This window comes from Corynebacterium sp. Marseille-Q4381 (assembly GCF_036881695.1).
GTDB lineage: Bacteria > Actinomycetota > Actinomycetes > Mycobacteriales > Mycobacteriaceae > Corynebacterium.
Genome location: NZ_JBAJNR010000008.1, coordinates 124,195 through 146,011, shown reverse-complemented (window position 1 = coordinate 146,011; position 21,817 = coordinate 124,195). Strand labels below are relative to the sequence as shown.

Here is a 21,817-nt window from a genome sequence, read left to right as displayed (position 1 = left end):
TCCTGCACCCGCGCCGGTGCAGGGGCGGGGGCCGGCGCGGGTGCAGGAGCCGGTGCCGGCGGGTGGCACGGGATGAACTGCGGAGCCGGGTTCGAGATCATGCCCTGCTGCATCGCCCAGCACGCCGCGCCAGCGCCAGCGCCGAGGAGCGCGAGGGTGCTGATCACGCCACCGATGATCAGACCTGTCTTGCTGTCTTCCCGTTCCTCGGTCGCGGGCGTTGCCTGGGCGTACGACGGCGTAGCGATGGGGCTGACAGTGAGTGCAAGGGCGGTTGCTAGGCAAATGACAGGTTTTCTCATGCCGGCAAGTATGACACAGCCGTACTCGCTAGGTGGCTATTTGGCCCCGAAAATGACCTTGTTCGCGGTGCCCGCACGAACCAGGGCTCGCTGCGCCAAGTCGAGGACGTAGAGGCTGCCGGTGAACCCGGGGATGACGGTGGCGGTACCAAACGAGCGGATTTGCAGCGGCTGCAAACGGGTAACCCGGTCGAAGCCCTGGTTCCAGCACGAGGTGCCGACATACTCGGGCTCAATGGCCACCGACGGAACAAGTTCATTCGGCGGGTTGCACTCGGGCTGGGCGCCGCGGCCGATGTCGCTGGTGCACAGGGCGAAGGTGTTGCCGCCCTCGGTAGTAAGGCTGCAACGGACGGTGTTTTTCGCGTTGCCGAAGACCTGGGAATCGGCGGCGTGGGCGGGGGCGGCGAGGACGAAGGCCGCAATGACGGCGGACGCTGCGGCAGGGGCAAAGCGAGAAAATGTGATGTGCATAACAGAACCGTACCTTGGGCTCGAGATGTACGGCAATAGAAAAAAGCCCGCCGAAGCGGGCTATTCAACCTGCTCCTCCAACTGGGCTCGAACCAGTGACCCTTCGATTAACAGTCGAATGCTCTGCCAACTGAGCTATGGAGGAATGTTTCCGTTGCTCGAAGCAACGAGTAGTAACACTAACCCCGTAGGTCCTACTTCACAAAATCGGCAGGTAAGGCGAGGGTTTTAAGCCGGTTAGCTACACTGTAAACATGAAGAAATCGATCCTGGCAGCAACCGTTGCTGCCTCGGTGGCCGTAGCACCGGTGGCGGTGCCGCAGGCGTGGGCCGCAGACGAGGCAGATGAACCCGCAGCCGAGCCTGCCGCCTCAGCCGGCACAAGCAGCGAGGAGTCTTTAAGTCCCGCCGCCATCGCCGGTATCACCCTCGGTGTGCTCGCGCTTGTCAGTGCCGGCACCGCGCTTGCGGTGCAGCAGGGCTGGATCCAAATCCCGGGTGTGGACATGGCCCAGATCAACGCGCTGTTTCCGGCGCTACCCACCTTGCCTGCATTGCCGGGGCGCGCGAACAACCGCGCCGCGGCAACTCCGGCGAAGGGGTCGTGCGCGCCGGAGGAGTTTGACAAGCTTGTGCCGGGGTGGCCGAACTTTACCGGCACCACAGTCACCTACTGCGACGGGCTGTGGGCTACGGCCGGCGCCAACCAGACCGACTGGACGGAGACCTTCCGCTTCACCGGCGGCGCGTGGCAGCGCGTGCCGAAGCGGGGCACCACCTACACCGGCTTCGGTTGTTACAACGGCCTGACGCTGCGGGAGCAGGGCGCGCCGCAGCAGCTTATCGACGCCGTGCTGATCTGCAAGCCCAACGAGATCGACTAGCACTCGCAAAACACACATGGACCAACGCAGGGACCTCGTCTGGCAGACGGTGATCGGCTTCGTCGGCTTCTTCGCGTTCCTCGCCGTGGTGCAGGCCGTTATCAACGTCTTCTCGCCGGACCCGGCGATCTGGCCGGGTCTGCTCGCGGGCGCGCTAGTGCTGGCCACCTGGTTGCTCGTGCGCCGCTGGAACCAGCTGCGCCGCTAGGATCGGGCGCATGAGCGCGGATATTTTGCAGCAGCACCTAGGCAACTGGCCGGTGGACAACGTCTCGGCGGGGCTGATCGGCCCGGACGGGGTGATCGACGCCTACGGCGATCTCGACCGCGCCTACGAGCTGGCGAGCGTGACGAAGCTGCTTTCGGCCTACGGCGTGCTGCTCGCGGTGGAGGAGGGGGCTTTCGAGCTCGATGACGCCTGCGGGCCCGAAGGCTCCACCGTGCGGCACCTGCTCGCGCACACCTCGGGTGTGGGGTTTGACACCCGGGAGCAGCAGAAGCCGGCGGGTCAGCGGCGCATCTACTCCTCGGCGGGCTACGAGATTCTCGCTGAGCACGTGGAGGAAACCACCGGGATTGCGTTCCCGGATTACCTCTACGAGGGCGTGTTTGCCCCGCTTGGGATGGAAGGCGCGAGGTTGGAGGGGGGAGCTGGGCATGGGGGCGTGGCGTCGGCGAGCAACCTGCTCCTCTTCGCCCAGGAACTCCTTGAACCGCAACTGATCACCAGCCTGGGGGAGGCCACCTCCAACCAGTTCGGTGGTGTGCGCGGCGTGGTGCCGGGCTACGGCATGCAGAAGCCGTGCCCGTGGGGTCTCGGTTTCGAGCTGAAGGGCGACAAATCGCCGCACTGGACCGGCGACGGTATGCCGGCAACCACCTTCGGCCACTTCGGCATGGCCGGCACGTACCTGTGGGTGGCGGGGGATCACGCCATGGTGGCGCTGACGGACCGCGAGTTCGGCGACTGGGCCAAACCCCTGTGGCAGGAGACCAACACCGCGATCTGGCAGGCGCTTTTGTAGCGCCCGGCACTAATATCCGTGCGCATGGAGCTGTCCGAAAACGTACAAAATCTCTTCTTCGTCCTCGAATACACCGGCGTCGCCCTCGCCGCCACGGTCGGAGGCACCGTGGCGAAGCGCATGCATTTCGACGTCATCGGTTTCGCGTTCATCGCCATGATTTCCTCGCTGTCCGGGGGAATGTTGAGGGACGCATTGCTTAACGACGCCCCCGCAGCCGCCCTCACCAACCCCGGCTACTTAATCACCGCCACGATCGGCGCCGCCGTCGCCTACACCGTGAACCTGGGCGGGAGGGTGTGGGACAAGTTCCGCTTCTACGCCGACGTGATCACCATCGGCGTGTGGGCCGTCGCCGGCACGATCAAGGGCCTGTCGAACGGGCTCGGCTGGGTCGCCTGCGTGCTGCTGGCGATTATCACCGCTGTCGGCGGCACGTTAATGCGCGACGTGGTGCTGCGCCGCATCCCGTCCTTGTTCACCGAGCAGAAGATGTACGTCCTGCCCGCGATCGTTTCGAGCCTGCTGCTGTTGGGGTTCAACCACTTCGGCATGCTCTACCACGGCATGCTCGCCTCCGCGGCGGCGGCCCCGATCCTGGCGATGGTGGTCTACTTCGGCGGCAACTACCTGCGCCGCGGCCGGATGCCGGAGCGCCCGCTGGAGGCCCGCATCGGCCAAGCGCTCGGCGTGGAGGACGACCCAGACGAGCCGCACGCGTCCGCGGAGAACGTGGTTGCCGCGCTGGATAGCGCCTCCGACGAGCAACTTCTGCAGGCGGTGCGCGTGCTGCTGCGCAACGAAGTCAAGGAGCGCTCCGAGGCGAAGGCGTAGGCGGGTCGCTCCGGGCTGCGGTAACGACCGTCGCGATCGTCGCGGCCACTACCGTCGGGGGCGTCTGGCGGAGGGCGTCCGGCGGAGGGCGTCCGGCGGATGGCGGATATGCCCCCTCTTGGCCGTACTTCCGCCATCCTTCGTCCGCCCTCCTTCGTCCGCCATCCTTCATCCGCCCCCCTGCGTGCCGCTGTCCGGCCCCGTGCGGCAGCGGTCATTAGAATTCAACGAGCACTCACACTCACAGAGAGGAGAAATGGAAGATGACCGCTAGATTCGCACCCACACAAGCAACTCCGGCACCGCACGTTTCTCCGGTGATGGCTTAAGCACCATGTTCTACTTACCCGCCGCGCTGCTGATCGGCGCGCTCGTGCCCGTCCAAACGGCGGCGAATTCGCGCCTGCGCCTTGCTGTGGGCAACCGCCCGGTGGTCTCCGCGCTCGTGTCCTTTGCCGTGGCGCTCACTGTTGCCGTCGCGGCCACCGTGGTGCTGCAGGGCAACCCGCTGCCGCAGTTCGCTGAGGCAGGTGCACCGGCCAGCTGGTGGGTCTGGCTCGGCGGGTTCTTCGGGGTCGCGTTCGTGATCGGCAACATCTTGCTCTTCCCCAAGCTCGGGGCCGTGCAGACGGTGGTGCTGCCCATCCTGGGCCAGGTCACGATGGGTCTGGTCATCGACCAGTGGGGGCTGTTCAACGCGAAGCAGGTGGACGTGTCGCTGCTGCGCATCCTGGGCGCGGCCGTGGTGGTGCTCGGCATCGCGCTCGTGCTGCAGAAGAAGGGGACCGGCGCTGCGGCAAGCTCGGCCGCGGACGACACCGGCGCCTCCGTCTGGCTCTACCGCGCCCTTGGCGTGGGTATTGGTATGGGATCGGCCATGCAGACCGCAATCAACGGCTACCTGGGCACCATCGCGGGCTCCTCGCTCCACGCCGCGGAGATCAACCTCACCGTCGGCGTGACGCTGCTTTTGATCGCAGCGCTTGTCACCAGCCCGCGCCAGCTCGCCACCAAGCCCGAGCCGGGGCCGTGGTGGATGTGGCTCGGCGGTTTCGTGGGCGCTTTGTTCGTCATCGGCGGCGCAACCCTCGCGCCGATTCTGGGCACGGCGACGACGGTCATCGCGTTTAACGCGGGCACCATCGTCGGCGGCCAAGTGCTGGAGTCGTTCGGCGCGTTCGGGGCGCGCAAGGCGCGGATGGACGCTGCGCGCGTAGCCGGGCTGGCGCTGATCTTCGCCGGCGTGGTGGCGGTCCGCCTGCTCTAACTGATCCCACTGCGCGGGCGACCTAAGGCTGAAGTTCAGCTTCAGTAAACAGGGGGATTAAGCAAGCCTTGAGGGTTGTTGCTGTGGCGGTTGTGGCGCATGATCGCTTCAGCTACGTCAAGAGGCCGTTGGGGAAGACGAACCTCTCGTCTCGCACCTGCGTGCTGTCGCCACTCGGCGCGCGCTGGGTGCGTTGTACACATGCGCGTTCCGCGCCACGCACAGGAAAGGTCTCCCCGCTGTGACAGCCACACTTGCTGCCCCCGAAACGCTCGCCGCTACCGCAAACAATGTCACGTTCGTGCTCGCTATTGATGGGATGGATAGGGGGGTGCGGGGGGACGTCGAAAAGCTGATGCTCCTTTTGCCCGACGGGGAACCCGGCGAGGTGTGGTTCACCCGCTGGCACCGCGCGCCGGACGGCACCTACTCGTGCCGCGAGCGCATCGTCGCGCCGTATGCCGACGCGGTGGAATTCGCCGCCGCACTTGAGGAGCTGGCAGCTCAGCGCGGGTTCGTGGCACGGCTGGCGCAGCGTCCGTACGCTGGCATCTATGACTAATCCGTACCGCGTACAGAACCCCGCAACGAACGAAGTAGTTGAGACGTTCGACCGCCTCACCGCCGACGAGCTCGAGAACGTGCTCGCAACTGCCGACGAGGCGTTTACAACCTGGCGCGACACCAGCTACGAGGAGCGCGCCGAGCTGCTGCACAAGGCAGCTTCGCTTTTCGACGCCCAGCGTGACGAACTTGCCCGCATCATCGCAGAGGAGATGGGCAAGTCTGTGAAGGAGGGCGACGGCGAGGTTGACGACGTCGTTGAGATCTTCAACTACTACGCCGACCACGGTGCCGAGTTCGGCGCCGATGAGGAGATTCCGACTAACAAGGGCGGCAAGGCCATCATGCGCAAGGTGCCGCTCGGCGTGATCGTTGGCGTGATGCCGTGGAACTTCCCGTACTACCAGGTCGCCCGCTTCGCAGCGCCCGCGATCATGGCCGGCAACGTGGTGCTGGTCAAGCACGCCGAGATCTGCCCGCGCTCCGCGCAGAAGATCCAGGACATCCTGGAAGAGGCGGGTCTGCCCAAGGGTGTGTACACCAACATCTACGCTTCCCACGACGACATCACGACCCTGATCGCGGACCCGCGCGTGAAGGGCATTTCACTGACCGGTTCCGAGCGCGCTGGCCGCTCCATTGCCAAGCAGGCCGGCGAGAACTTAAAGAAGTGCGTGCTGGAGCTCGGCGGCACCGACGCCTACGTGGTGCTCGACGCCGAGGACCCGAAAGAAGCCGCGAAGACCGCGTGGACCAAGCGTATCGGCAACGTGGGCCAGGCCTGCACCTCCAACAAGCACATGATTGTCATGGAGGACATTTACGATGAGTTCGTCGAGGAGCTGGTGAACATCGCCTCTTCCTACGTCAAGGGCGACCCGCTCAAGCCAGGAGAGGCAGGCGAGAACGAATACTACCCGCTGTCGTCCCGCGACGCCGCCGAGAACCTGGTCCAGCAGCTGAAACTGGCGGAGGAGGCCGGCGCCACCATCCATGTCGGCGGCACCATCGACGGCGACGGCGCCTACTTCGCGCCCGCCGTAGTCACCGGCATCCCGGTCGGCTCCGACATCTACTACGAGGAGCTCTTCGGCCCCGTCGCTACCGTGTACAAGGTGTCGTCCGACGAGGAGGCCGTCGAGGTGGCCAACGATTCCCGCTACGGCCTCGGCGGCGCCGTGATGTCGACCGACGAGGAGCGCGCCAAGCGCGTTGCCGACAAGATCGACACCGGTATGATTCACGTCAACATCCCGCAGGCCCGCGGCGCCGAGCTGCCGTTCGGCGGCGTGAAGAACTCCGGCCTCGGCCGCGAGCTCGGCCCGCTGGGCATGGACGAGTTTGTGAACAAGCAGCGTTTCTTCATTGCTGACTAGCTCGTTCGACTCGGTCGGCACACCCCACGGCCCGATCCGCTACTCCGTCACACGGGCGGAGGTAGCGAACGCGCCGTGGCTGGTGTTCTTGCCGGGCATGCTCACCGACCACCGCCTCTTTTCGCCGCAGCTGGAGCACTTCACGCGTGGCGCGTTGCACGGCAAGGTGAACACGTTCGTGTGGGACCCGCCCGCGCACGGCGCGTCCCGCCCGTACGACCTCGAGGCGCTGACGGTGGACGGCATTGCCCGCCAGCTCATCGCCATCCTGGACTCGCTGGCGATCGACGGCCCCGTGACGCTGGTCGGCCAGTCCTTCGGCGGGATCGTGGGGCAGGCAGTACTTGGTCTCCGCGCGGATCTAGCGGACGGGTTCGTAGGCATCGACACCATGCCGCTGAACCGCGCGTACTGGAACCCGCTCATGCTCGCGGGCCTGAAACACGCCGGCCCACTGCTGCGCATGAGGTCGTGGCCGACCATCCTCGCCGAGGCGCCGAAGGAAACGTGCCACACCGAGCACGCCCAAGAGCTCACGCGCGAAATGCTTCGCGACTACACCAAGGACGAGTACGTCGCCCTCGCCAGCCGCATCTTCCGCGCCATAGCAGACGCCGTGTCCAATAACGCGCCCGCCCTGCTGTGCCCGGCAGCGCTCATCGTGGGGGAGCACGACACCATGGGCGGGATCAAGGCGATGAACCAGCGGTGGGCGGCGGAAGAGGGCATCAGCTTAACGACGGTTGCCGGTGCTGGGCATAACGCGAACGTCGATAAGCCTGGCCCCGTCAACGACCTGATCGAGGCCTTCCTCTAATCCCTGTACGCGCCGTCGCGGAAGGGGTCATGGATGCGCTCCGTGTCCGCGAGTGCGGCGACCGAATCGAGCACCTTGGTGGGGCGGTAGGGGTAGCGGGCGATCTCCTTGTCGTCCGCGATGCCGGTGCGGACCAGGATCGTGCGCATGCCCGCCTCCAGCCCGGCCTTGACGTCGGTGTCCATGCGGTCGCCGATCATCACCGTGTGCTCCGAGTGCGCGCCGATGTTGTTCAGCGCCGTGCGCATCATCACCGGGTTGGGTTTGCCCACGTAGTACGGCTCCATGCCGGTCACCGCGGTGATCATGGCCGCGACCGCACCCGTTGCCGGGATCACGCCGCTTGGGCCCGGGCCGGTCAGATCCGGGTTCGTGGCGATGAATCGTGAGCCGTTCATGATCAGGTTGCACGCGGTGGTTACGGCCTCGAGCGAGTAGGTGCGCGTCTCGCCCAGCACGACGAAATCCGGGTCGGCGTCGGTAAGAATCCAGCCAATCTCGTGGAGTGCGGTGGTCAGCCCCGCCTCGCCGATGACGTACGCGGAGGCCTCACCTGCCTGCTGAGAGAGGAAGCGCGCGGTGGCCGTCGCGGAGGTCCAGATGCGCTCCTCCGGGATGTCTAGGCCGAGGCGCTGCAGCTTCGCCGACAGATCCCGCGGGGTCTGGATCGAGTTGTTGGTCAGCACCATGAACTCGATGTCCTCGTCGCCCAGCGTGCGGATGAACGCGTCCGCGCCGGGAATCAGGTCTCCCTCGCGGTGCAGGACACCGTCCATGTCGGTCAGATAGGAAATCACGGCTGGTGCTCCTCGATGTAGGCGGCGAGCTCGCCCACGGTTGCGTGCTGCTGGTACACGTCCTCGCTGATGCGCACGCCGAATTCGTCCTCGATTCGCACCGCCAGTTCGATTAAGTCGAGCGACGTCAGGCCCGAATCCGCGAGCGCGGTCTCGGGCTCCGGGGTTGCGTCGAAGCGGGTGCTAAGCAGCGCGAGAAGTTCCGAGAGCATAGTCTTCATCATAGGGACCCGAACTGACGACTACCGCGAAAAGTTATGAGCCGTATTCAAGGTGCGGCCGGGGACAAAGGAGCCGACGAACGTTTCATGGGTGACAGGTTGGCGAGGGTTTTCCAACCGCGCACTCATAACCTGTGCCGCACGCGCGGCAACTGATTCGACGGGCAGGCGAAGTGTCGCCAACCCAAGATGCTGCCACCGAGGAAATACGCCATCAACGCCGGTGACGCTTACAGCTTCGGGGATTTGCAGCCCCGCCATGGTGCAATAATCGATGAACTGGAGCGCCCTGTAATCCGCTGGGAACATAACGCAGGTTACCTCCTTTTCCCACACCAGCTGGAGCACCTGGTTGATTGTGGTCATGCGCTGCTGGTTCTCGTTTTCGTCCACGACAGCGACCTCGACGCCAGCCTGTTTCAGCGTGCGGATCATCGCTTGCGAGCGGTGGGATTCGGACGAAGAAACCTCTGCGGCTACGTGAACGACGCACACGGACTGATGCCCGTGGTAAACCACGTTCGATGCCATAATCTCGCCGTGAGCCTCCTCGTCGTATGAGATGGCCGTAATCTCATCGTGGAACTCTGGGCGTCCCACCGAAATCATTGGGACTGCATCCAACAGTGACTCCACATCTGCGGGCTTGATCGATCCCGTAGCGAGATAGATGCCGTTGACCCCAAGTCGTACCAAACGATCGAGCGCGGACAGCTCGTCTGCTGCCCTCCCGCGGATCGTAGGTATCGATGCGACCAACTGCAGGCCCGATTCCTCGGCTTGACGCTGCATTTGAGAGAAGAAGAACCCGTAGTAGGTGCTCGCCGGATCCCTTAGCAGCAAGCCGACCGTGGGTACGTCGCTCTTGCGCCCGGCGAGCGATTGTGCGGCGGCATTCGGAACATAACCCAAAGCCGCTATGGCTTCGTTGACTCTGGCGATCGTTTCTTGGCTGACGGAGGAATTGCCCGTCATCACTCGAGAAACGGTGGCGCGGGACACTCCAGCAGCGCGCGCCACATCGTCCATGGTCACGCGCACTGTGTGTCGGGGAGAGTTCACGAGGGCCTCGATGCTCAGAGGAAAATGACTTGCGCGCTCATTTTAGCTGCCGGCCCCCACCGGTGCTGCCTGAACGTTTCACCCCCTGGTTGAGAGGAAACGATCAAGCAACATCGGCCAGTCGGTCTGAATGATGTCGGCGCCGTGATCTACAAGGCGGCCCCAACCCTTCTCAGGTTCATCCAGCACCGAGATTTCATCGTCCCAACCGAGGAACAGCGGGACACGATTCGGGAGGTTGAGAGCGTTGGTCTGCACCAACAAATTTAAATCGTGCATCTCCTGCACAAACTCTTGGGAAGCCAGCTCCTCATCTTCGGAAGCTGCGAGAATCTCGACTGCAATTGTGTTGACATCGGCACAATTGAGAACTAGTTCAACTTCGTCCTTCGACTTCACAATAGGCATGTACGGGTATTTCACAGGATGATCGGCGAGTTTCTGCAACCACTCTTGCGCTACTGGCGACTTGAAGAGCACACGGTCGACGCAACCGAGGTCATCCAAGAACGGGAGGAGGTGGTCCCAGTACTCCCACGATCGATCAATGTTGAGCAAAGTGTCCGGGAAACCGCAAACAATGGTTTCCAGCCTTTCTAGACCGTACTTTTCTGCCTTCGCCGAGACGTAGAGATCAAACTGCAGTCGTTCAAGCTCCTTAGTACTGAGTGTTCGAATGTCACGATCAAGCCCGAAGTAGACACCTTCGAACCCGTTGTGGAATGTAAAAAAGTCGCCGTCAGTAGATTCGATCACATCAATCTCTACGATATCCGCACCCGAGACAATAGCCGCCCGGACTGCACGTGCCGTGTTTTCAACAATGCTTCCAGCATTCTGACCGCGGTGGACAGCTATCAGCGGCCGCTTGACATTACATGCGGCAAGGAAACGGCGGTTCACAGCGGCGTACTCTTGCCGCCCTAATACTTCTTGTGTCATGCGGTGACAGCCTCCTTGGTTTCTGTCGGAACCGCGCGTCGGCGGAAGAGGTTACGCAGCCAGCCGTGCTTAGGTGAGCGGGAAGGCTTGCTGTTCCGGCCGTAGACCAAGTACAAGACCACGGCAGAGATGATCATCAGCAACACCGTGTAGACAAAGGTCAACGCGGTGGTGTCGTTTAAGGTGTCGGACTCTGTTGCGTTGTAGATGAAGATGCCCAGCGGTTGATAGAAGGGGTGAGCAAGGAAGATCGCTGTGTCATAGTTATCCAGCAGCGCGTTAAAGTTGCGGGCGGTAATCGCCGCAGCCACCGGCAACACGATGGGCAGCAGAATCTTCCGGAATATCTGAAAATCACTCGCGCCGAGCAGCGAGGCTGCTTCCTCGAGGTTGTCGGGGACCCCAGTGTATGAAGCTTTCAGCATGCGCAGGGTAAACGGAATCTTTTCGATGACGTAACCGATAGCGAGCAGCACTACGGTGCCCGACAGGACTCGCCCGAAGACCAGCGGCTGAGGGGTGCTGAATGTCAACAGAAGGCCAAGAGCAATCATTGTGCCGGGGAGCAGCCACGGGATGTGCAGTAAGTACTCGAGCCAGATGGTGATCGCGTTGCGGTGTCGCTGGATAAGTCGCGCCACGAATAGCATCGCAAAGACCACTACAACCGATGCCACTGCGGAGTAGGCGATAGAGATTGCGAACGGCTTGATTGCCGACGGATCGGTGAAGATGCGCCCGTAGTTGCGCAGCGTGAAATCCTCAAAATTGATCCGGCCGCTGCTGATTGCAGATGCGTTGGTAAACGAGAAGATCACAATGAGCACTGGCGGCAAGATGTAAATCAGCCACAACCCCCACGCCAAAATGTGCACGATGACGTTGGCAACGGGGTTGTCGATCTTCTGTTTCTGCAACGCGACTGGAACCTTCGATACCGAGAAGTAGGTGCCGCCTTTTTCCGCCCAGTTCAACAGCGCGAGCATGAGGATGGTCATCAAGCCAAGGAACATGGCCAAGGTCGCTGCTAGATCTCGGGAGCTGACAGTTCTGGAGAACGTCAGGATCATCGGCGAAATGGTTTGGAAATTCTCACCTCCCAAGATCAGTGGTGCTGTCAGCGCGCCGAGCCCACCGAGAAACGTCAAAATCGTGATCGCGAAGATCATCGGGCGCAGGACCGGCAAAACGACCGCCCGGAACGTCTGGAGTGTGGACGCGCCCATCTGCTTTGAGGCTTCGATGGTTTGGTAGTCGATTTTGGAAATCGAGTCGGTAAGGAAGAGCAGGTGGCTTCCGGTGCCAGATAACGTCATCACCAAAATCACAGCGAGGGCGCCTTCGAACCAATGCGTATCCATTCCGGGGAAGATTCGCGTGGCCGCATTTGTCAGGTACCCACTGGGACCGTAAATCAGTTTGTACGCGGAGACCAGCACGACACCGCCGTACAACAGGGGAGTCGCGAATCCCAAGAACAAAATTCTTGATCCCTTGATGTCGAAGTAACGCGTCACCAAGACGATGAAGATACCGACGGCGTTGACCGTGATACACAGCGCGAAAGCGAGAATGATGGAGTTTCGCAACGACTTCATCGCTCGATCGGATGCGAAAAGCTCCGGGAACACGTCTAGGCTCCACTCGCCGCTGGGTCGGAAGACGCTCAACAGGAGAGAAAGATTGGGCCAGATAAGAAACGTGATGAGGAAATAGGTCATCACGGTCAAAATGACGATGTTTAGGGGCGACTTGAGCATCGCGCGAATCGAGAGTCGGTTCTTTTTCATAGCTGCCCCTCACGCGGTGACGCGTCGCCCGTTTACATCGAAGCTATAGATGGAGTCTTCATCAAGCACCAAAGTCAACGTCCCGTCTTCTGTATGTAGAGGGTTCGGACCCGGTACGTTGACGCGGAGCGAAGACCCGATGGCATCTACCTCCACCACTGAGTGATCGCCTAGGTAGCTTTCACCAATAACGGCCGCGGGCAGGCGAAGCTCAGAGCCTGCGGGTAATGATGTTGTGCTGCCGCGTTGTACGAGCAGGCGCTCGGGCCTGATGTAGTGCGCATTGGAGGGGGAGAGGTGGGCGCCTTGGTTGTTCAGTTCTGCAACCTGTCCCTCGCTGAGCTTATTCACCTGTCCGAGGAAGTTGCAGACGAATTCGGTCGCGGCATCTTCGTAGAGTTCGCGCGGGGTGCCAACTTGCTCAATCCTGCCTTCATTCAGCACCGCAATGCGGTCCGACATTGACAGGGCCTCTTCCTGGTCGTGAGTGACATATACAGTGGTGATCCCGACGTCGGTTTGAATCTCTTTCAATTGCACACGCAGCTGCTTGCGGAGGCGGGCATCAAGGTTGGACAACGGTTCGTCGAGAAGCAAGATGCTTGGCTCCATCACAAGTGCGCGAGCGATGGCCACACGCTGCTGCTGGCCGCCGGACAACTCCGAAACCTGCTTTTCCAGCTGCTCATCAGTGAGCGAAACCTGATTGGCGGCTCTTAATGCGCGTTCCGAAATTTGGGCTTTCGGCAGCTTGGCCATCTTGAGGCCGAATTCGATGTTTTCTCGTACGTTCATCGAGGGGAACAGGGCGTAGTTCTGGAACACCATGCCGATGCCGCGCTTTGAGGGGTGCGCGTACGTGACATCCTTGCCGTCGATTTGAATAGTCCCCGATGCTGGGGAAATGAATCCTGCGAGCGTGCGCAGAGCTGTGGACTTTCCGCAACCAGATGGGCCGAGGAACGTGAAGAACTCGCCTTCATTGACGCTGAGGTTGAAATCCGGAATTGCGACGAAGTCGCCGTACACGACCTTGATGCGGTCGAAAGTGATCATGAGGCCTCCGAGGACGAAGAGGGGGTGCACAACTGCAGTCTCGTTTGGTATCAAACGAGACTGTGCGAGGTTAATTCACGCGACCTAGAGGTACTGCAGCTCAATCTTCTCGACCCAAGACGGGAGGTTCTTTGCCACAGCCTCCCAGTCAATATCTTGCGCCTTGAAGGAATCCGTTTCTTCCACGGCGGTTTGGTCGGCATCAGCCAGCGCATCGGTGTTTACCGGCGCAGTAAAGAATTCACGCGACCATGCAGCCTGGACCTCGCCGGAGCCGAACCAGTCAATGAAGTCCTCCGCCTTCTCGTTGTCGGTGCCGGCAACCTTTGCAATGTGCTGCGTTGCCATAGGCACGCCGACGGCCGGGTGAACCGCGGTAGTCTGGATCCCGTATTCTTTCTCGCGGTTTGCCTTGCCGGCCAGCCACATCTGGCCTGCGTCGACCTCCCCCTCCTTCATACGGGCGTAGAGGTCAGTGCCCTTGATAGCCTTATTTCCGTTATCGAAGTAAGCTTCTACGGCTTTCCAGCCTTCGTCCGATACGCCCAAGTCGCCGTTCTCATCTAAGTAGCGGGACAGGATGCCGGAGAGCACCATTTGCGTAGTCGCGCCGCCGAGGCCGGTCGGAACCTCGTACCTGTTGTGGAAACGATCCTCTTCCCACAGGTCCGGCCAGTCCTTCGGTGCGTCCGCTTCGGTGAATGCACCGTTGTTGTAGACGAGCATGATGGGTTCGCGAACGATCGGCCAGTACTGTTCGTCGTCCCCGACGCCCGTCTCCACCTTGTCGGACCAAGATGGTTTGTACGGTTCGAGGACGCCGTCAGCCTTGAGATGCTCGAAGAAGACGTTGTTGAGACCAAAGACGACGTCAGCAATGGGGTTGGCCTGCTCGGCCACAAGCCGGTCTTGGATGTCCGCGCCGCCGAGGTTCACGAATTCGATGTCAAAGCCGGCTTCAGCAGCTTGCTCGGTCAGCCACTCGCCGCGACCATCGGAGGTGGAGTTGGAGTAGATTACAAGCGGCTCATCCGAACCGCTCTCTGAGGAGCTGCATGAAACAAGAGTCAGTGCGGCAGTAGCAGAAGTGAGGACAGCGGCAGCCGATTTGAACAAGGATGGGCGATTCACGGAAGTGCCTTTCCGGTTTGGGAACTGATCGGGATTGCGAAAGAGGTTCCGCCGAGCCAATGGCTTGGACGTAGAGCGTGAACGCGCTTTCATTAACGTACTTTCCACCATGGCGGTGAAGTTTTGGTTACCATCATTTGAAGTCAAAGAGAATTATTGGAAGCGCTTTCATGTACGGTCCCTGGCGAACGCCCATGTGGAGACGGCAGGACGAGGCTTTAAGCTTGGGGACATGCAACCGCCCGAAGCCCGCTTGAACCCCGACCGCGAAGGCACCGTCGGCGGCATCCACTACTACGAGGTCGGCCCGGCCGACGGCCCGACAGTGGTCTACGTGCACGGCTTCAACATCTCGTCTGCCGAGTTCTACCTCCAGGTCGACGCTTTACGGCCGCTCGGCGTGCGCCAAGTGCTGGTTGACCTGCGCGGGCACGGGCAATCCAAAAAATGCGCGCCGGAGCAGCTGACTATCGACGCCGCCGCCAACGACATCATCACCGTCCTTGAGTACCTCGCCGTCTCCGGCCCGGTGTACGTGGTGGGGCATTCTCTCGGAGGGCCGGTGTCGCTGTCCATGATGCGCCGCCACCCAGACGCCTTCGACTGGGCCGGCAGCGTACAGATTTCCTCGGCCGTGGAGCCGTTCACCGTGCAGGGGATGCCGCGCATGCTCGCCGGCCCCTTCGGCCGCGTGCTCGAGTGGATCGTTAACCACACACCGCGCTTCGCCGAGGGCATGCGCCGCGCGATCACGCGCACGCTCGCGCCGGTGCTCGCGCTCGGGTTCTACTTCCGGCCGATGGACTACGCCACCATCCGCTTCCACGCGGAGATGATCCAGCAGACGCCGTTGGCCACCTACGCGGGATTCTTCGACGACCTGCACCTGCACTCCGAGCTGGGCGCGGCAGACGTGCTCGCCGGCATCCCCGGCTTCATCCTGGTCGGCGACAAAGATTACGTAACGCCCGTGTCGCAGTCCCAGCGCTTGGCTGAGATCTGGCCACGGGCGTACGTGCAAGTCCTCCCAGACTCGGGCCACATGCCGCCGCTGGACGCCCCGGGGGCGGTGTCGGCGGCGATTGTGCGGCTGGTCGGCGGGCCGGCCGGGCGTTAGCGCAGGCGGGCTGGTGTTAGCGCAGGCAACCTGGCGTTAATAGCGGGTAACTCGGGCCGCCTTTCGCGTTTCCGCAGGTCGCGATTCGGCGTTCCGGAAGTTACCCGCTATTAACGCGCACCGCCTGCCGACAGCGTGCGCCCACAGCGTGCATCGCTCCTACTCGGCCGCGTTCTCAGGGCCTACCTCTTCACCGTCCTGGTCGGGCGCAGCTGCAGTCGGGTCGCCGATCTTCAGGTCCTCGGCGGCCTTGGCTGCGACCGACATGTCGATCTTGCCCTCGCGCGCCAGACCCATCAGGGCGGCGACGGCCATGGACTCGCCGTCGATGTGGAAGAAGCGGCGGGCTGCCTCGCGGGTGTCCGCGAAACCGAAGCCGTCCGCACCGAGCACGATGTACTGGCCCGGAACGTACGGGCGGATCTGCTCCTGCAGGTCGGAGGCAAAATCGCTGGTGGCGATGTACGGGCCCTCGGTCTGCTTGAGCTGCTTGGTCGCAAACGGCTCGCCGAAGTCCTCGCCCGGGTGCAGCAGCTGCTCGTTCGCAATGTGCGCACCGTCGCGGGCCAGCTCGACCCAGGAAGTCACCGAGTACAGCGCTGCGCCGACGTTGTAGTCCTCCTGCAGGATCTTCTGCGCCTGCATCGCGGCCTGCATGCCCACACCGGAAGCCAGCAGGGATACGCGGTGCTCCTTGGAGGTGTCGCCCTCGTCGAAGAGGTAGATGCCCTTGTGCAGGCCCTCCACGTCGAGGTTCTCCGGGCGCGCCGGCTGGTGCGTGGGCTGGTTGTACACGGTGAGGTAGTACATGACGTTCTCGCCCGGGTTGGAGCCGTACATGCGCTCGATACCCTTGGAGATGATGTACGGCATCTCGTACGCGAACGCCGGATCGTAGATCACCATGGCCGGGTTCGTGCTGGCCAGGATCGGGGAGTGGCCGTCCATGTGCTGCAGGCCCTCACCGAACAGGGTGGTGCGGCCAGCGGTTGCGCCAACGATGAAGCCGCGGCCCATCTGGTCGCCGGCTGCCCAGAAGTTGTCGCCGGTGCGCTGGAAACCGAACATGGAATAGAAGATGTACATCGGGATCATCGGCTCGCCGTGGGTGGCGTAGCTGGTGGCCGCAGCCAGGAAGGACGCGGACGAACCAGCCTCGTTGATGCCCTCGTGCAGGATCTGGCCGTCCTTCGCCTCGCGGTAGGACAGCTGCAGGTCGTGGTCGACCGGCACGTAGTTCTGGCCGTTCGGGTTGTAGATCTTCAGCGTCGGGAACCAGGAGTCCAGGCCGAAGGTGCGGGCCTCGTCCGGGATGATCGGCACGACGCGCTTGCCAATCTCCTGATCTCGCATGAGCGCCTTGAAGGTGCGCACGAGCGCCATCGTGGTTGCGACTTCCTGGGAGCCGGAGTCCTTGAACAGGGCCTTGTAGGTCTTCTCGAAGTCCGGCTGCTCGAGCGGCGTGAAGTCCACGCGGCGCTCCGGAAGGTTGCCGCCGAGCTCCTTGCGGCGCTCCTTGAGGTACTTGATCTCCTCCGCGTCCTCGCCCGGGTGGTAGTACGGCGGCAGGTACGGATCCTTCTCCAGCTCCTCGTCGGTAATCGGGATGCCCTGCTTGTCGCGGAACAGCTTCAGATCGTCCAGCGTCAGCTTCTTCATCTGGTGGGTCGCGTTGCGGCCCTCGAAGTTGTGGCCCAGGCCGTAGCCCTTCACTGTGTGCGCGAGAATGACCGTTGGCTTGCCCTTGGTCTCCAGCGCCTTCTTGTAGGCGGCGTAGACTTTGCGGTAGTCGTGGCCGCCGCGGCGCAGCGCCCACAGCTCTTCGTCGGACATGTCCTCAACCAGCTTCGCGGTGCGCGGGTCGCGGCCGAAGAAGTGCTCGCGGACGTACGCGCCGTCGTTTGCCTTGAACGTCTGGTAGTCGCCGTCCGGGGTGGTGTTCATGATGTGGACGAGCGCGCCGTCCTCATCCTTTTCAAGCAGCTCGTCCCACTCGCGACCCCAGACCACCTTGATCACGTTCCAGCCGGCGCCGATGAAGAACGCCTCCAGCTCCTGGATGATCTGGCCGTTGCCGCGCACCGGGCCGTCGAGACGCTGCAGGTTGCAGTTGATGACAAAGGTGAGGTTGTCCAGGCCGTACAGCGAGGCCATCTGGATCAGGCCGCGGGATTCCGGCTCGTCCATCTCGCCGTCGCCGAGGAAGGCCCACACGTGCTGCTTGTCGGTGTCCTTGATGCCGCGGTCCTGCAGGTACTTGTTGAAGCGGGCCTGGTAGATCGCGTTCATCGGGCCAAGGCCCATGGACACGGTCGGGAATTCCCAGAACTCCGGCATGCCGTACGGGTGCGGGTAGGACGGCAGGCCGCCCTGCGGGCGGGACACTTCCTGGCGGAAGCCGTCGAGGTCGTCCTCGCTAAGGCGGCCCTCCATGAACGCGCGGGCGTACATGCCCGGCGACGCGTGGCCCTGGAAGAAGATCTGGTCGCCGCGCTGCTCGGCGTCCTTGCCGTGGAAGAAGTGGTTGAAGCCGACCTCGTAAAGAGCAGCGGCGGAGGCGTAGGTGGAGATGTGGCCGCCGACCTTAATGCCCGGGCGCTGCGCGCGGTGCACCATCACGGCTGCGTTCCAGCGGATCCAGCGGCGGTAGCGCTTCTCAATCTTCTCGTCGCCCGGGAATTCCGGCTCCAGCTTCGTCGGGATGGTGTTGACGAAGTCGGTCTCGGACAGCGCCGGCAGCGGCACGCGCTTGGCGTTGGCGCGCTCAATCAGGCGCAGCATGAGGTAGCGGGCGCGCTCCGGGTCGGAGGCTTCCAGGAGGCCGTCGAGGGAATCCATCCACTCCTGCGTTTCCTCCGGATCGGCGTCATGCAGGTAGGAGGCGACGCCGTCACGCAGCAGCGGAATGTTGGTTTCCGCTGACACGCCTGCGGCGTCCGTTCCTTCGAGGTGCTCGTTCTTGTTGGCGTTATCAGCCACGGGAAATCCTCCCTAAGAGTCGGTATCGTTTCACCTTTCAATTCTAGAACGTTTCGAGTTCCGCGGCGCACGGAGTTGGCTGATAAATACTACCTCCGCAGCGTTCACCTGTGGCGGCGCGCATCCGGCGGTAAACTGGAAGTCGATTTATTGCCACGAACAAGGAGGATGCCGACCTTGGTTGCCACCGGGGGAGACACGTACGCCGCCCGCTTCGGAGTGAAAGAGGGCGACATCGTCCAGGAGATCGGCTGGGACAACGACGCCGATTCGACCATCTCCGAGGCGATCGAAGACGCCATCGGGGAGCCGCTCCTCGACGAAGACTCTGACGAGCTGTGCGACTTCGTCCTGCTCTGGCACCGCGACGATGACGGGGACCTGGTCGATTCGCTTGTCGACGCCATCCGCAACCTCTCCGACGGCGGCCGCGTATGGCTGCTGACCCCGGCAGCAGGTACCTCCGGCGGCGTGGCACCCGGTGAGATCGCTGAATCCGCGCAGTTGGCCGGCCTCGTGCAGACGAAGGCCGACCGCTTCGGCGAGTGGCAGGGCTCCCTGCTCGCCGCCCCACAAACCAAGAAGTAGGACCGAGCAGCCGCATGCGAAAGGCGCTCCCGGGTTTTCCGAGAGCGCCTTCGCAGTTTTGTGCGCCATGAGGGGATCGAACCCCCGACCTACTGGGTGTAAACCAGTTGCTCTTCCAGCTGAGCTAACGGCGCGAGTTGTTTCATCGTAGCAGACCGCCAGCGGCGTCAACAAAAGGGCCGGGTCGGTAATAGCGGGTAACTCGCGGACCCGCCGACGGCGACCTGCGGAAACGGGGAAGCAGCCCGGAGTTACCCGCTATCAACGTGGGTCGCCGGCGCGCCGCTAGGCGAACTCTGCCTCGATCGCGTCGATGAGCGCGTCGACCGCGTCCTCGTCGGCGCCGGCGGGGAGGAAAAGGGTGACGTCGCGGCCGTCCGGGGTGGGGAAGGTTGCCGCCATCGCACCCACCGGCAGGGCGGCGGCGACGACGTCCAGCTCGAAGTCCTGGCCAGAACCGGAGAAGTCGTAGTCGATGTCGGCGACGTCCCACTCGTCGAAGCGGATGCGGACGGAACCGGAAGCGCCGTCGGAACCCGGGTCGGACATGACGGCGATGTCGTGGGCGGACACGCCGGCGGCGCGGGCGAAGCGCTCGACCACGGCGGGGATACCGGCGTCGCCGCCCGAGATGACGGCGTTGTGGATGAGGGGGTGGGCGTCGGGGTCGCAAAGCCCGGCAAGCGTGGTCAGTGGGGCGGTGCGGAAGCCCGCGGGGTCGTCGGCAATCGCGTCCTCGATGTCGTCCGGCTCGATATCCTCGGCGAGGCGGACGCCGGCGCGCGTTAAAAGGGAGAAGGCGTGGTCGAGTTTGGCGTGGTCGTCGTTAGTCAAAATGTGCTCCACGGGTGACAATCCTAGCGGCGGAATCACGGGGCCGATAGAGTCTGTGAACCATGATTGACCACCGCTACCGCGAAGAGCTGGACAAGCGCGCGGGCGCGAAAGCCCCGAGTATTACCACCCCGATCACGGACGACCCGTGGGAGCCGATCAAGCCGCGCGAGCCGTTTTCCCGCAGCACCGAGATCCTCGTCGTTGGTGCCGGGTTCGCGGGCATGATCCTAGGCGCGCAGCTCACGCAGGTGGGCCACAGCGATTTCATGATCGTCGACCAAGCCGGCGACTTCGGCGGCACCTGGTACTGGAATCGCTACCCGGGCGCGCAGTGTGATGTGGAGAGCTACATCTACTACCCGCTTCTGGAGGAGACCGGCTACGTGCCGTCCTCGCGCTACCCGATGGCGCACGAGACCCTCGACTACTGCCGCCACTTCGGGCGCCACTTCAGCCTCTACGACCGCGCGGTCTTCCACACCGGCGCGATCCGTGCGGCGTGGGACGATAAGAACGAAGAGTGGGTCGTTGAGACTAACCGCGGAGATGAGATCCGTGCGCGCTTCCTCATCCGCTCCAACGGCGCGTTCGGCGCGCCGGCATTGCCGCAGATCAGCGGCATGGACACCTTTACCGGGACCGCTTTCCACTCCTCGCGCTGGGACTACAACTACACCGGCGGCTCGCCGGAGAATCCGGTTTTGGACAAGCTCGTGGACAAGACGGTCGCGGTCGTCGGCTCCGGAGCGAGCGCGGTGCAGATCATCCCCGCGCTCGTCGGCCAGGCCAAGCACGTCTACGCGGTGCAGCGCACGCCGGGGCCCGCGGTGGGCGAGCGTGACACGACGCCGACAGACCCCGAGTGGTTCACCGCCCAGCCCGCGGGGTGGCAGCGCGAGCGCATCCTCACCTACGACCTCAACACCTCCGGCTTCCTCCAGCCGCACGACGAGGTGCAGGACAACTTCACCGTCCACGCCCGCCGCCTGCTCACCGCCGACAACCCGCAGGACGAGGACGCCGCGATCATGGGCGAGATCCGCGACCTGATTGACGCACAAGTCACCGATCCCGCCACCGCCGACGCCCTCAAGCCCTTCTACAGCCGCCGCTGCAAGCGCGTGACCTTTGATAACGGCTACTACGAGGCATTCAACGACGAGAGCATCACGCTTATCGACGCCCCCTCAACCGGCCTGAGCCACATCCAAGGGACAACCCTCCACGCGGGCGACCGCACCTTCGACGCGGACTGCATCATCTTCGCCACCGGCTTCGACACCACCGGCAACCCGTTGACGCGCACCGGTTTCGACGTGCGCGGCCGCGGCGACGAGCGTCTTACCGACCACTACGCCAACGGCCTGCAAACCCTCCACGGCGCCATGGCCGACGGCTTTCCCAACCACTTCCAGATCGGCACCGGCCAAAACGCGCTGACGGCGAACAACACCTCGGGCCTGACCACGCAGGCCGAGCACATCCTAGACATCATCGCGGAAACGAAGCGGCGCGGCGCCATCACCGTCGAGCCGACCGCCGAGGCGACCGAGACGTGGGCTACAACCGTGCGCGAGAGGGGCGAAGGCGTGCGCGCCGCATTCGAGACCTGCGTGCCCGGCTACTACACCGGCTACGAGCACGGCGACGGCGCCTACACAAACCAGCTCTTCCCCGAGGGCATCACGGTGTTCCGAAAGCTGCTGGATGCGTGGCGGGCGGAGGGCTCGTACGCGGGGCTGCGCTTCAGCTAA

The 21,817-nt window shown here is 63.2% G+C and carries 21 protein-coding genes, 2 tRNA genes and 1 pseudogene; 11 read left to right on the top strand and 13 right to left on the bottom strand.

Annotation, left to right across the window (positions count from 1 at the left end):
• From V6D40_RS08540 to V6D40_RS08530, 3 genes and pseudogenes are all read right to left on the bottom strand, one after another.
• Nucleotides 1-302, bottom strand: a pseudogene (locus V6D40_RS08540) (excalibur calcium-binding domain-containing protein); the annotation flags it as partial.
• Nucleotides 303-338: 36 nt separating this feature from the next.
• The gene (locus V6D40_RS08535; protein WP_334289931.1) at nt 339-776 is read right to left on the bottom strand and encodes a hypothetical protein; all 438 of its coding nucleotides are present in this window, start codon (nt 774-776) and stop codon (nt 339-341) included.
• A gap of 72 nt (nt 777-848) precedes the next feature.
• Nucleotides 849-921 (bottom strand) — tRNA-Asn (locus V6D40_RS08530).
• 109 nt (nt 922-1,030) lie between these two features.
• Between V6D40_RS08530 and V6D40_RS08525 the strand changes: the two genes are divergently transcribed.
• From V6D40_RS08525 to V6D40_RS08490, 8 genes are all read left to right on the top strand, one after another.
• Nucleotides 1,031-1,660 carry a hypothetical protein gene (locus V6D40_RS08525; RefSeq protein ID WP_334289930.1) on the top strand — a complete coding sequence of 210 codons (630 nt, stop codon included), beginning with the start codon at nt 1,031-1,033 and terminating at the stop codon, nt 1,658-1,660.
• A 16-nt stretch (nt 1,661-1,676) separates the two neighbouring features.
• The gene (locus V6D40_RS08520; RefSeq protein WP_334289929.1) at nt 1,677-1,868 is read left to right on the top strand and encodes a hypothetical protein; all 192 of its coding nucleotides are present in this window, start codon (nt 1,677-1,679) and stop codon (nt 1,866-1,868) included.
• A gap of 10 nt (nt 1,869-1,878) precedes the next feature.
• Nucleotides 1,879-2,685 (top strand): serine hydrolase domain-containing protein, encoded by an 807-nt coding sequence (locus V6D40_RS08515; protein WP_334289928.1) that lies wholly within the window; start codon nt 1,879-1,881, stop codon nt 2,683-2,685.
• A 24-nt stretch (nt 2,686-2,709) separates the two neighbouring features.
• Nucleotides 2,710-3,519 (top strand): trimeric intracellular cation channel family protein, encoded by an 810-nt coding sequence (locus tag V6D40_RS08510; protein ID WP_334289927.1) that lies wholly within the window; start codon nt 2,710-2,712, stop codon nt 3,517-3,519.
• 334 nt (nt 3,520-3,853) lie between these two features.
• Entirely contained in the window at nt 3,854-4,786 is a 933-nt protein-coding gene (locus tag V6D40_RS08505) for a DMT family transporter (RefSeq protein WP_334289926.1), read from the top strand.
• A gap of 241 nt (nt 4,787-5,027) precedes the next feature.
• Entirely contained in the window at nt 5,028-5,348 is a 321-nt protein-coding gene (locus V6D40_RS08500; RefSeq protein ID WP_334289925.1) for a hypothetical protein, read from the top strand.
• Nucleotides 5,341-6,726: an NAD-dependent succinate-semialdehyde dehydrogenase gene (locus V6D40_RS08495; RefSeq protein ID WP_334289924.1), complete on the top strand. Its 1,386-nt coding sequence runs from the start codon at nt 5,341-5,343 to the stop codon at nt 6,724-6,726. Before V6D40_RS08500 ends, V6D40_RS08495 begins: the two co-directional genes overlap by 8 nt.
• Nucleotides 6,716-7,543, top strand: coding sequence for an alpha/beta fold hydrolase (locus V6D40_RS08490; protein WP_334289923.1), 828 nt, complete (start codon nt 6,716-6,718; stop codon nt 7,541-7,543). Before V6D40_RS08495 ends, V6D40_RS08490 begins: the two co-directional genes overlap by 11 nt.
• Here V6D40_RS08490 and V6D40_RS08485 read toward each other — a convergent pair.
• From V6D40_RS08485 to V6D40_RS08455, 7 genes are all read right to left on the bottom strand, one after another.
• Nucleotides 7,540-8,319 carry an HAD-IIA family hydrolase gene (locus V6D40_RS08485; RefSeq protein ID WP_334289939.1) on the bottom strand — a complete coding sequence of 260 codons (780 nt, stop codon included), beginning with the start codon at nt 8,317-8,319 and terminating at the stop codon, nt 7,540-7,542. The two genes, V6D40_RS08490 and V6D40_RS08485, sit on opposite strands and share 4 nt — an antisense overlap.
• Nucleotides 8,320-8,336: 17 nt before the next feature.
• Nucleotides 8,337-8,552: an acyl carrier protein gene (locus tag V6D40_RS08480; protein WP_334289922.1), complete on the bottom strand. Its 216-nt coding sequence runs from the start codon at nt 8,550-8,552 to the stop codon at nt 8,337-8,339.
• A gap of 30 nt (nt 8,553-8,582) precedes the next feature.
• The gene (locus V6D40_RS08475) at nt 8,583-9,590 is read right to left on the bottom strand and encodes a LacI family DNA-binding transcriptional regulator (RefSeq protein ID WP_334289938.1); all 1,008 of its coding nucleotides are present in this window, start codon (nt 9,588-9,590) and stop codon (nt 8,583-8,585) included.
• A 111-nt stretch (nt 9,591-9,701) separates the two neighbouring features.
• Nucleotides 9,702-10,565 (bottom strand): glycerophosphodiester phosphodiesterase family protein, encoded by an 864-nt coding sequence (locus V6D40_RS08470; protein ID WP_334289921.1) that lies wholly within the window; start codon nt 10,563-10,565, stop codon nt 9,702-9,704.
• Complete coding sequence (locus V6D40_RS08465) at nt 10,562-12,355, bottom strand: ABC transporter permease (RefSeq protein WP_334289920.1); 1,794 nt, start codon at nt 12,353-12,355, stop codon at nt 10,562-10,564. The genes V6D40_RS08470 and V6D40_RS08465 overlap by 4 nt, the downstream gene beginning before the upstream one ends.
• A gap of 9 nt (nt 12,356-12,364) precedes the next feature.
• A complete protein-coding gene (locus tag V6D40_RS08460) occupies nt 12,365-13,411 on the bottom strand; it encodes an ABC transporter ATP-binding protein (RefSeq protein WP_334289919.1) in 1,047 nt (348 codons plus the stop codon).
• A gap of 84 nt (nt 13,412-13,495) precedes the next feature.
• Nucleotides 13,496-14,542, bottom strand: a complete 1,047-nt coding sequence (locus tag V6D40_RS08455) for an extracellular solute-binding protein (RefSeq protein WP_334289918.1) — start codon at nt 14,540-14,542, stop codon at nt 13,496-13,498.
• A 232-nt stretch (nt 14,543-14,774) separates the two neighbouring features.
• Here V6D40_RS08455 and V6D40_RS08450 point away from each other — a divergent pair, with 232 nt between their 5' ends.
• Nucleotides 14,775-15,659 (top strand): alpha/beta fold hydrolase, encoded by an 885-nt coding sequence (locus tag V6D40_RS08450; protein WP_334289917.1) that lies wholly within the window; start codon nt 14,775-14,777, stop codon nt 15,657-15,659.
• 159 nt (nt 15,660-15,818) lie between these two features.
• Here V6D40_RS08450 and aceE read toward each other — a convergent pair whose 3' ends face one another.
• Nucleotides 15,819-18,584 (bottom strand): pyruvate dehydrogenase (acetyl-transferring), homodimeric type, encoded by a 2,766-nt coding sequence (aceE, locus tag V6D40_RS08445; protein ID WP_334289937.1) that lies wholly within the window; start codon nt 18,582-18,584, stop codon nt 15,819-15,821.
• A 222-nt stretch (nt 18,585-18,806) separates the two neighbouring features.
• On the opposite strand from aceE, the gene V6D40_RS08440 reads away from it, so the two are divergent.
• Nucleotides 18,807-19,226 carry a DUF3052 domain-containing protein gene (locus V6D40_RS08440; RefSeq protein ID WP_334289916.1) on the top strand — a complete coding sequence of 140 codons (420 nt, stop codon included), beginning with the start codon at nt 18,807-18,809 and terminating at the stop codon, nt 19,224-19,226.
• A 61-nt stretch (nt 19,227-19,287) separates the two neighbouring features.
• On the opposite strand, the gene V6D40_RS08435 is transcribed toward V6D40_RS08440, so the two are convergent.
• Both V6D40_RS08435 and V6D40_RS08430 read right to left on the bottom strand, forming a co-directional pair.
• Nucleotides 19,288-19,360, bottom strand: a tRNA-Val gene (locus V6D40_RS08435).
• A gap of 151 nt (nt 19,361-19,511) precedes the next feature.
• Nucleotides 19,512-20,072, bottom strand: coding sequence for a hypothetical protein (locus V6D40_RS08430; protein ID WP_334289915.1), 561 nt, complete (start codon nt 20,070-20,072; stop codon nt 19,512-19,514).
• 50 nt (nt 20,073-20,122) lie between these two features.
• Here V6D40_RS08430 and V6D40_RS08425 point away from each other — a divergent pair, with 50 nt between their 5' ends.
• Complete coding sequence (locus V6D40_RS08425) at nt 20,123-21,817, top strand: flavin-containing monooxygenase (RefSeq protein WP_334289914.1); 1,695 nt, start codon at nt 20,123-20,125, stop codon at nt 21,815-21,817.

Coding starts and splice junctions, on each gene's coding strand:
- V6D40_RS08535 (WP_334289931.1), bottom strand. CDS start 776: ATGCACATCACATTTTCTCGCTTTGCCCCTGCCGCAGCGTCCGCCGTC.
- V6D40_RS08525 (WP_334289930.1), top strand. CDS start 1,031: ATGAAGAAATCGATCCTGGCAGCAACCGTTGCTGCCTCGGTGGCCGTA.
- V6D40_RS08520 (WP_334289929.1), top strand. CDS start 1,677: ATGGACCAACGCAGGGACCTCGTCTGGCAGACGGTGATCGGCTTCGTC.
- V6D40_RS08515 (WP_334289928.1), top strand. CDS start 1,879: ATGAGCGCGGATATTTTGCAGCAGCACCTAGGCAACTGGCCGGTGGAC.
- V6D40_RS08510 (WP_334289927.1), top strand. CDS start 2,710: ATGGAGCTGTCCGAAAACGTACAAAATCTCTTCTTCGTCCTCGAATAC.
- V6D40_RS08505 (WP_334289926.1), top strand. CDS start 3,854: ATGTTCTACTTACCCGCCGCGCTGCTGATCGGCGCGCTCGTGCCCGTC.
- V6D40_RS08495 (WP_334289924.1), top strand. CDS start 5,341: ATGACTAATCCGTACCGCGTACAGAACCCCGCAACGAACGAAGTAGTT.
- V6D40_RS08485 (WP_334289939.1), bottom strand. CDS start 8,319: ATGGACGGTGTCCTGCACCGCGAGGGAGACCTGATTCCCGGCGCGGAC.
- V6D40_RS08480 (WP_334289922.1), bottom strand. CDS start 8,552: ATGCTCTCGGAACTTCTCGCGCTGCTTAGCACCCGCTTCGACGCAACC.
- V6D40_RS08475 (WP_334289938.1), bottom strand. CDS start 9,590: ATGGACGATGTGGCGCGCGCTGCTGGAGTGTCCCGCGCCACCGTTTCT.
- V6D40_RS08470 (WP_334289921.1), bottom strand. CDS start 10,565: ATGACACAAGAAGTATTAGGGCGGCAAGAGTACGCCGCTGTGAACCGC.
- V6D40_RS08465 (WP_334289920.1), bottom strand. CDS start 12,355: ATGAAAAAGAACCGACTCTCGATTCGCGCGATGCTCAAGTCGCCCCTA.
- V6D40_RS08460 (WP_334289919.1), bottom strand. CDS start 13,411: ATGATCACTTTCGACCGCATCAAGGTCGTGTACGGCGACTTCGTCGCA.
- V6D40_RS08450 (WP_334289917.1), top strand. CDS start 14,775: ATGCAACCGCCCGAAGCCCGCTTGAACCCCGACCGCGAAGGCACCGTC.
- V6D40_RS08440 (WP_334289916.1), top strand. CDS start 18,807: ATGCCGACCTTGGTTGCCACCGGGGGAGACACGTACGCCGCCCGCTTC.
- V6D40_RS08425 (WP_334289914.1), top strand. CDS start 20,123: ATGATTGACCACCGCTACCGCGAAGAGCTGGACAAGCGCGCGGGCGCG.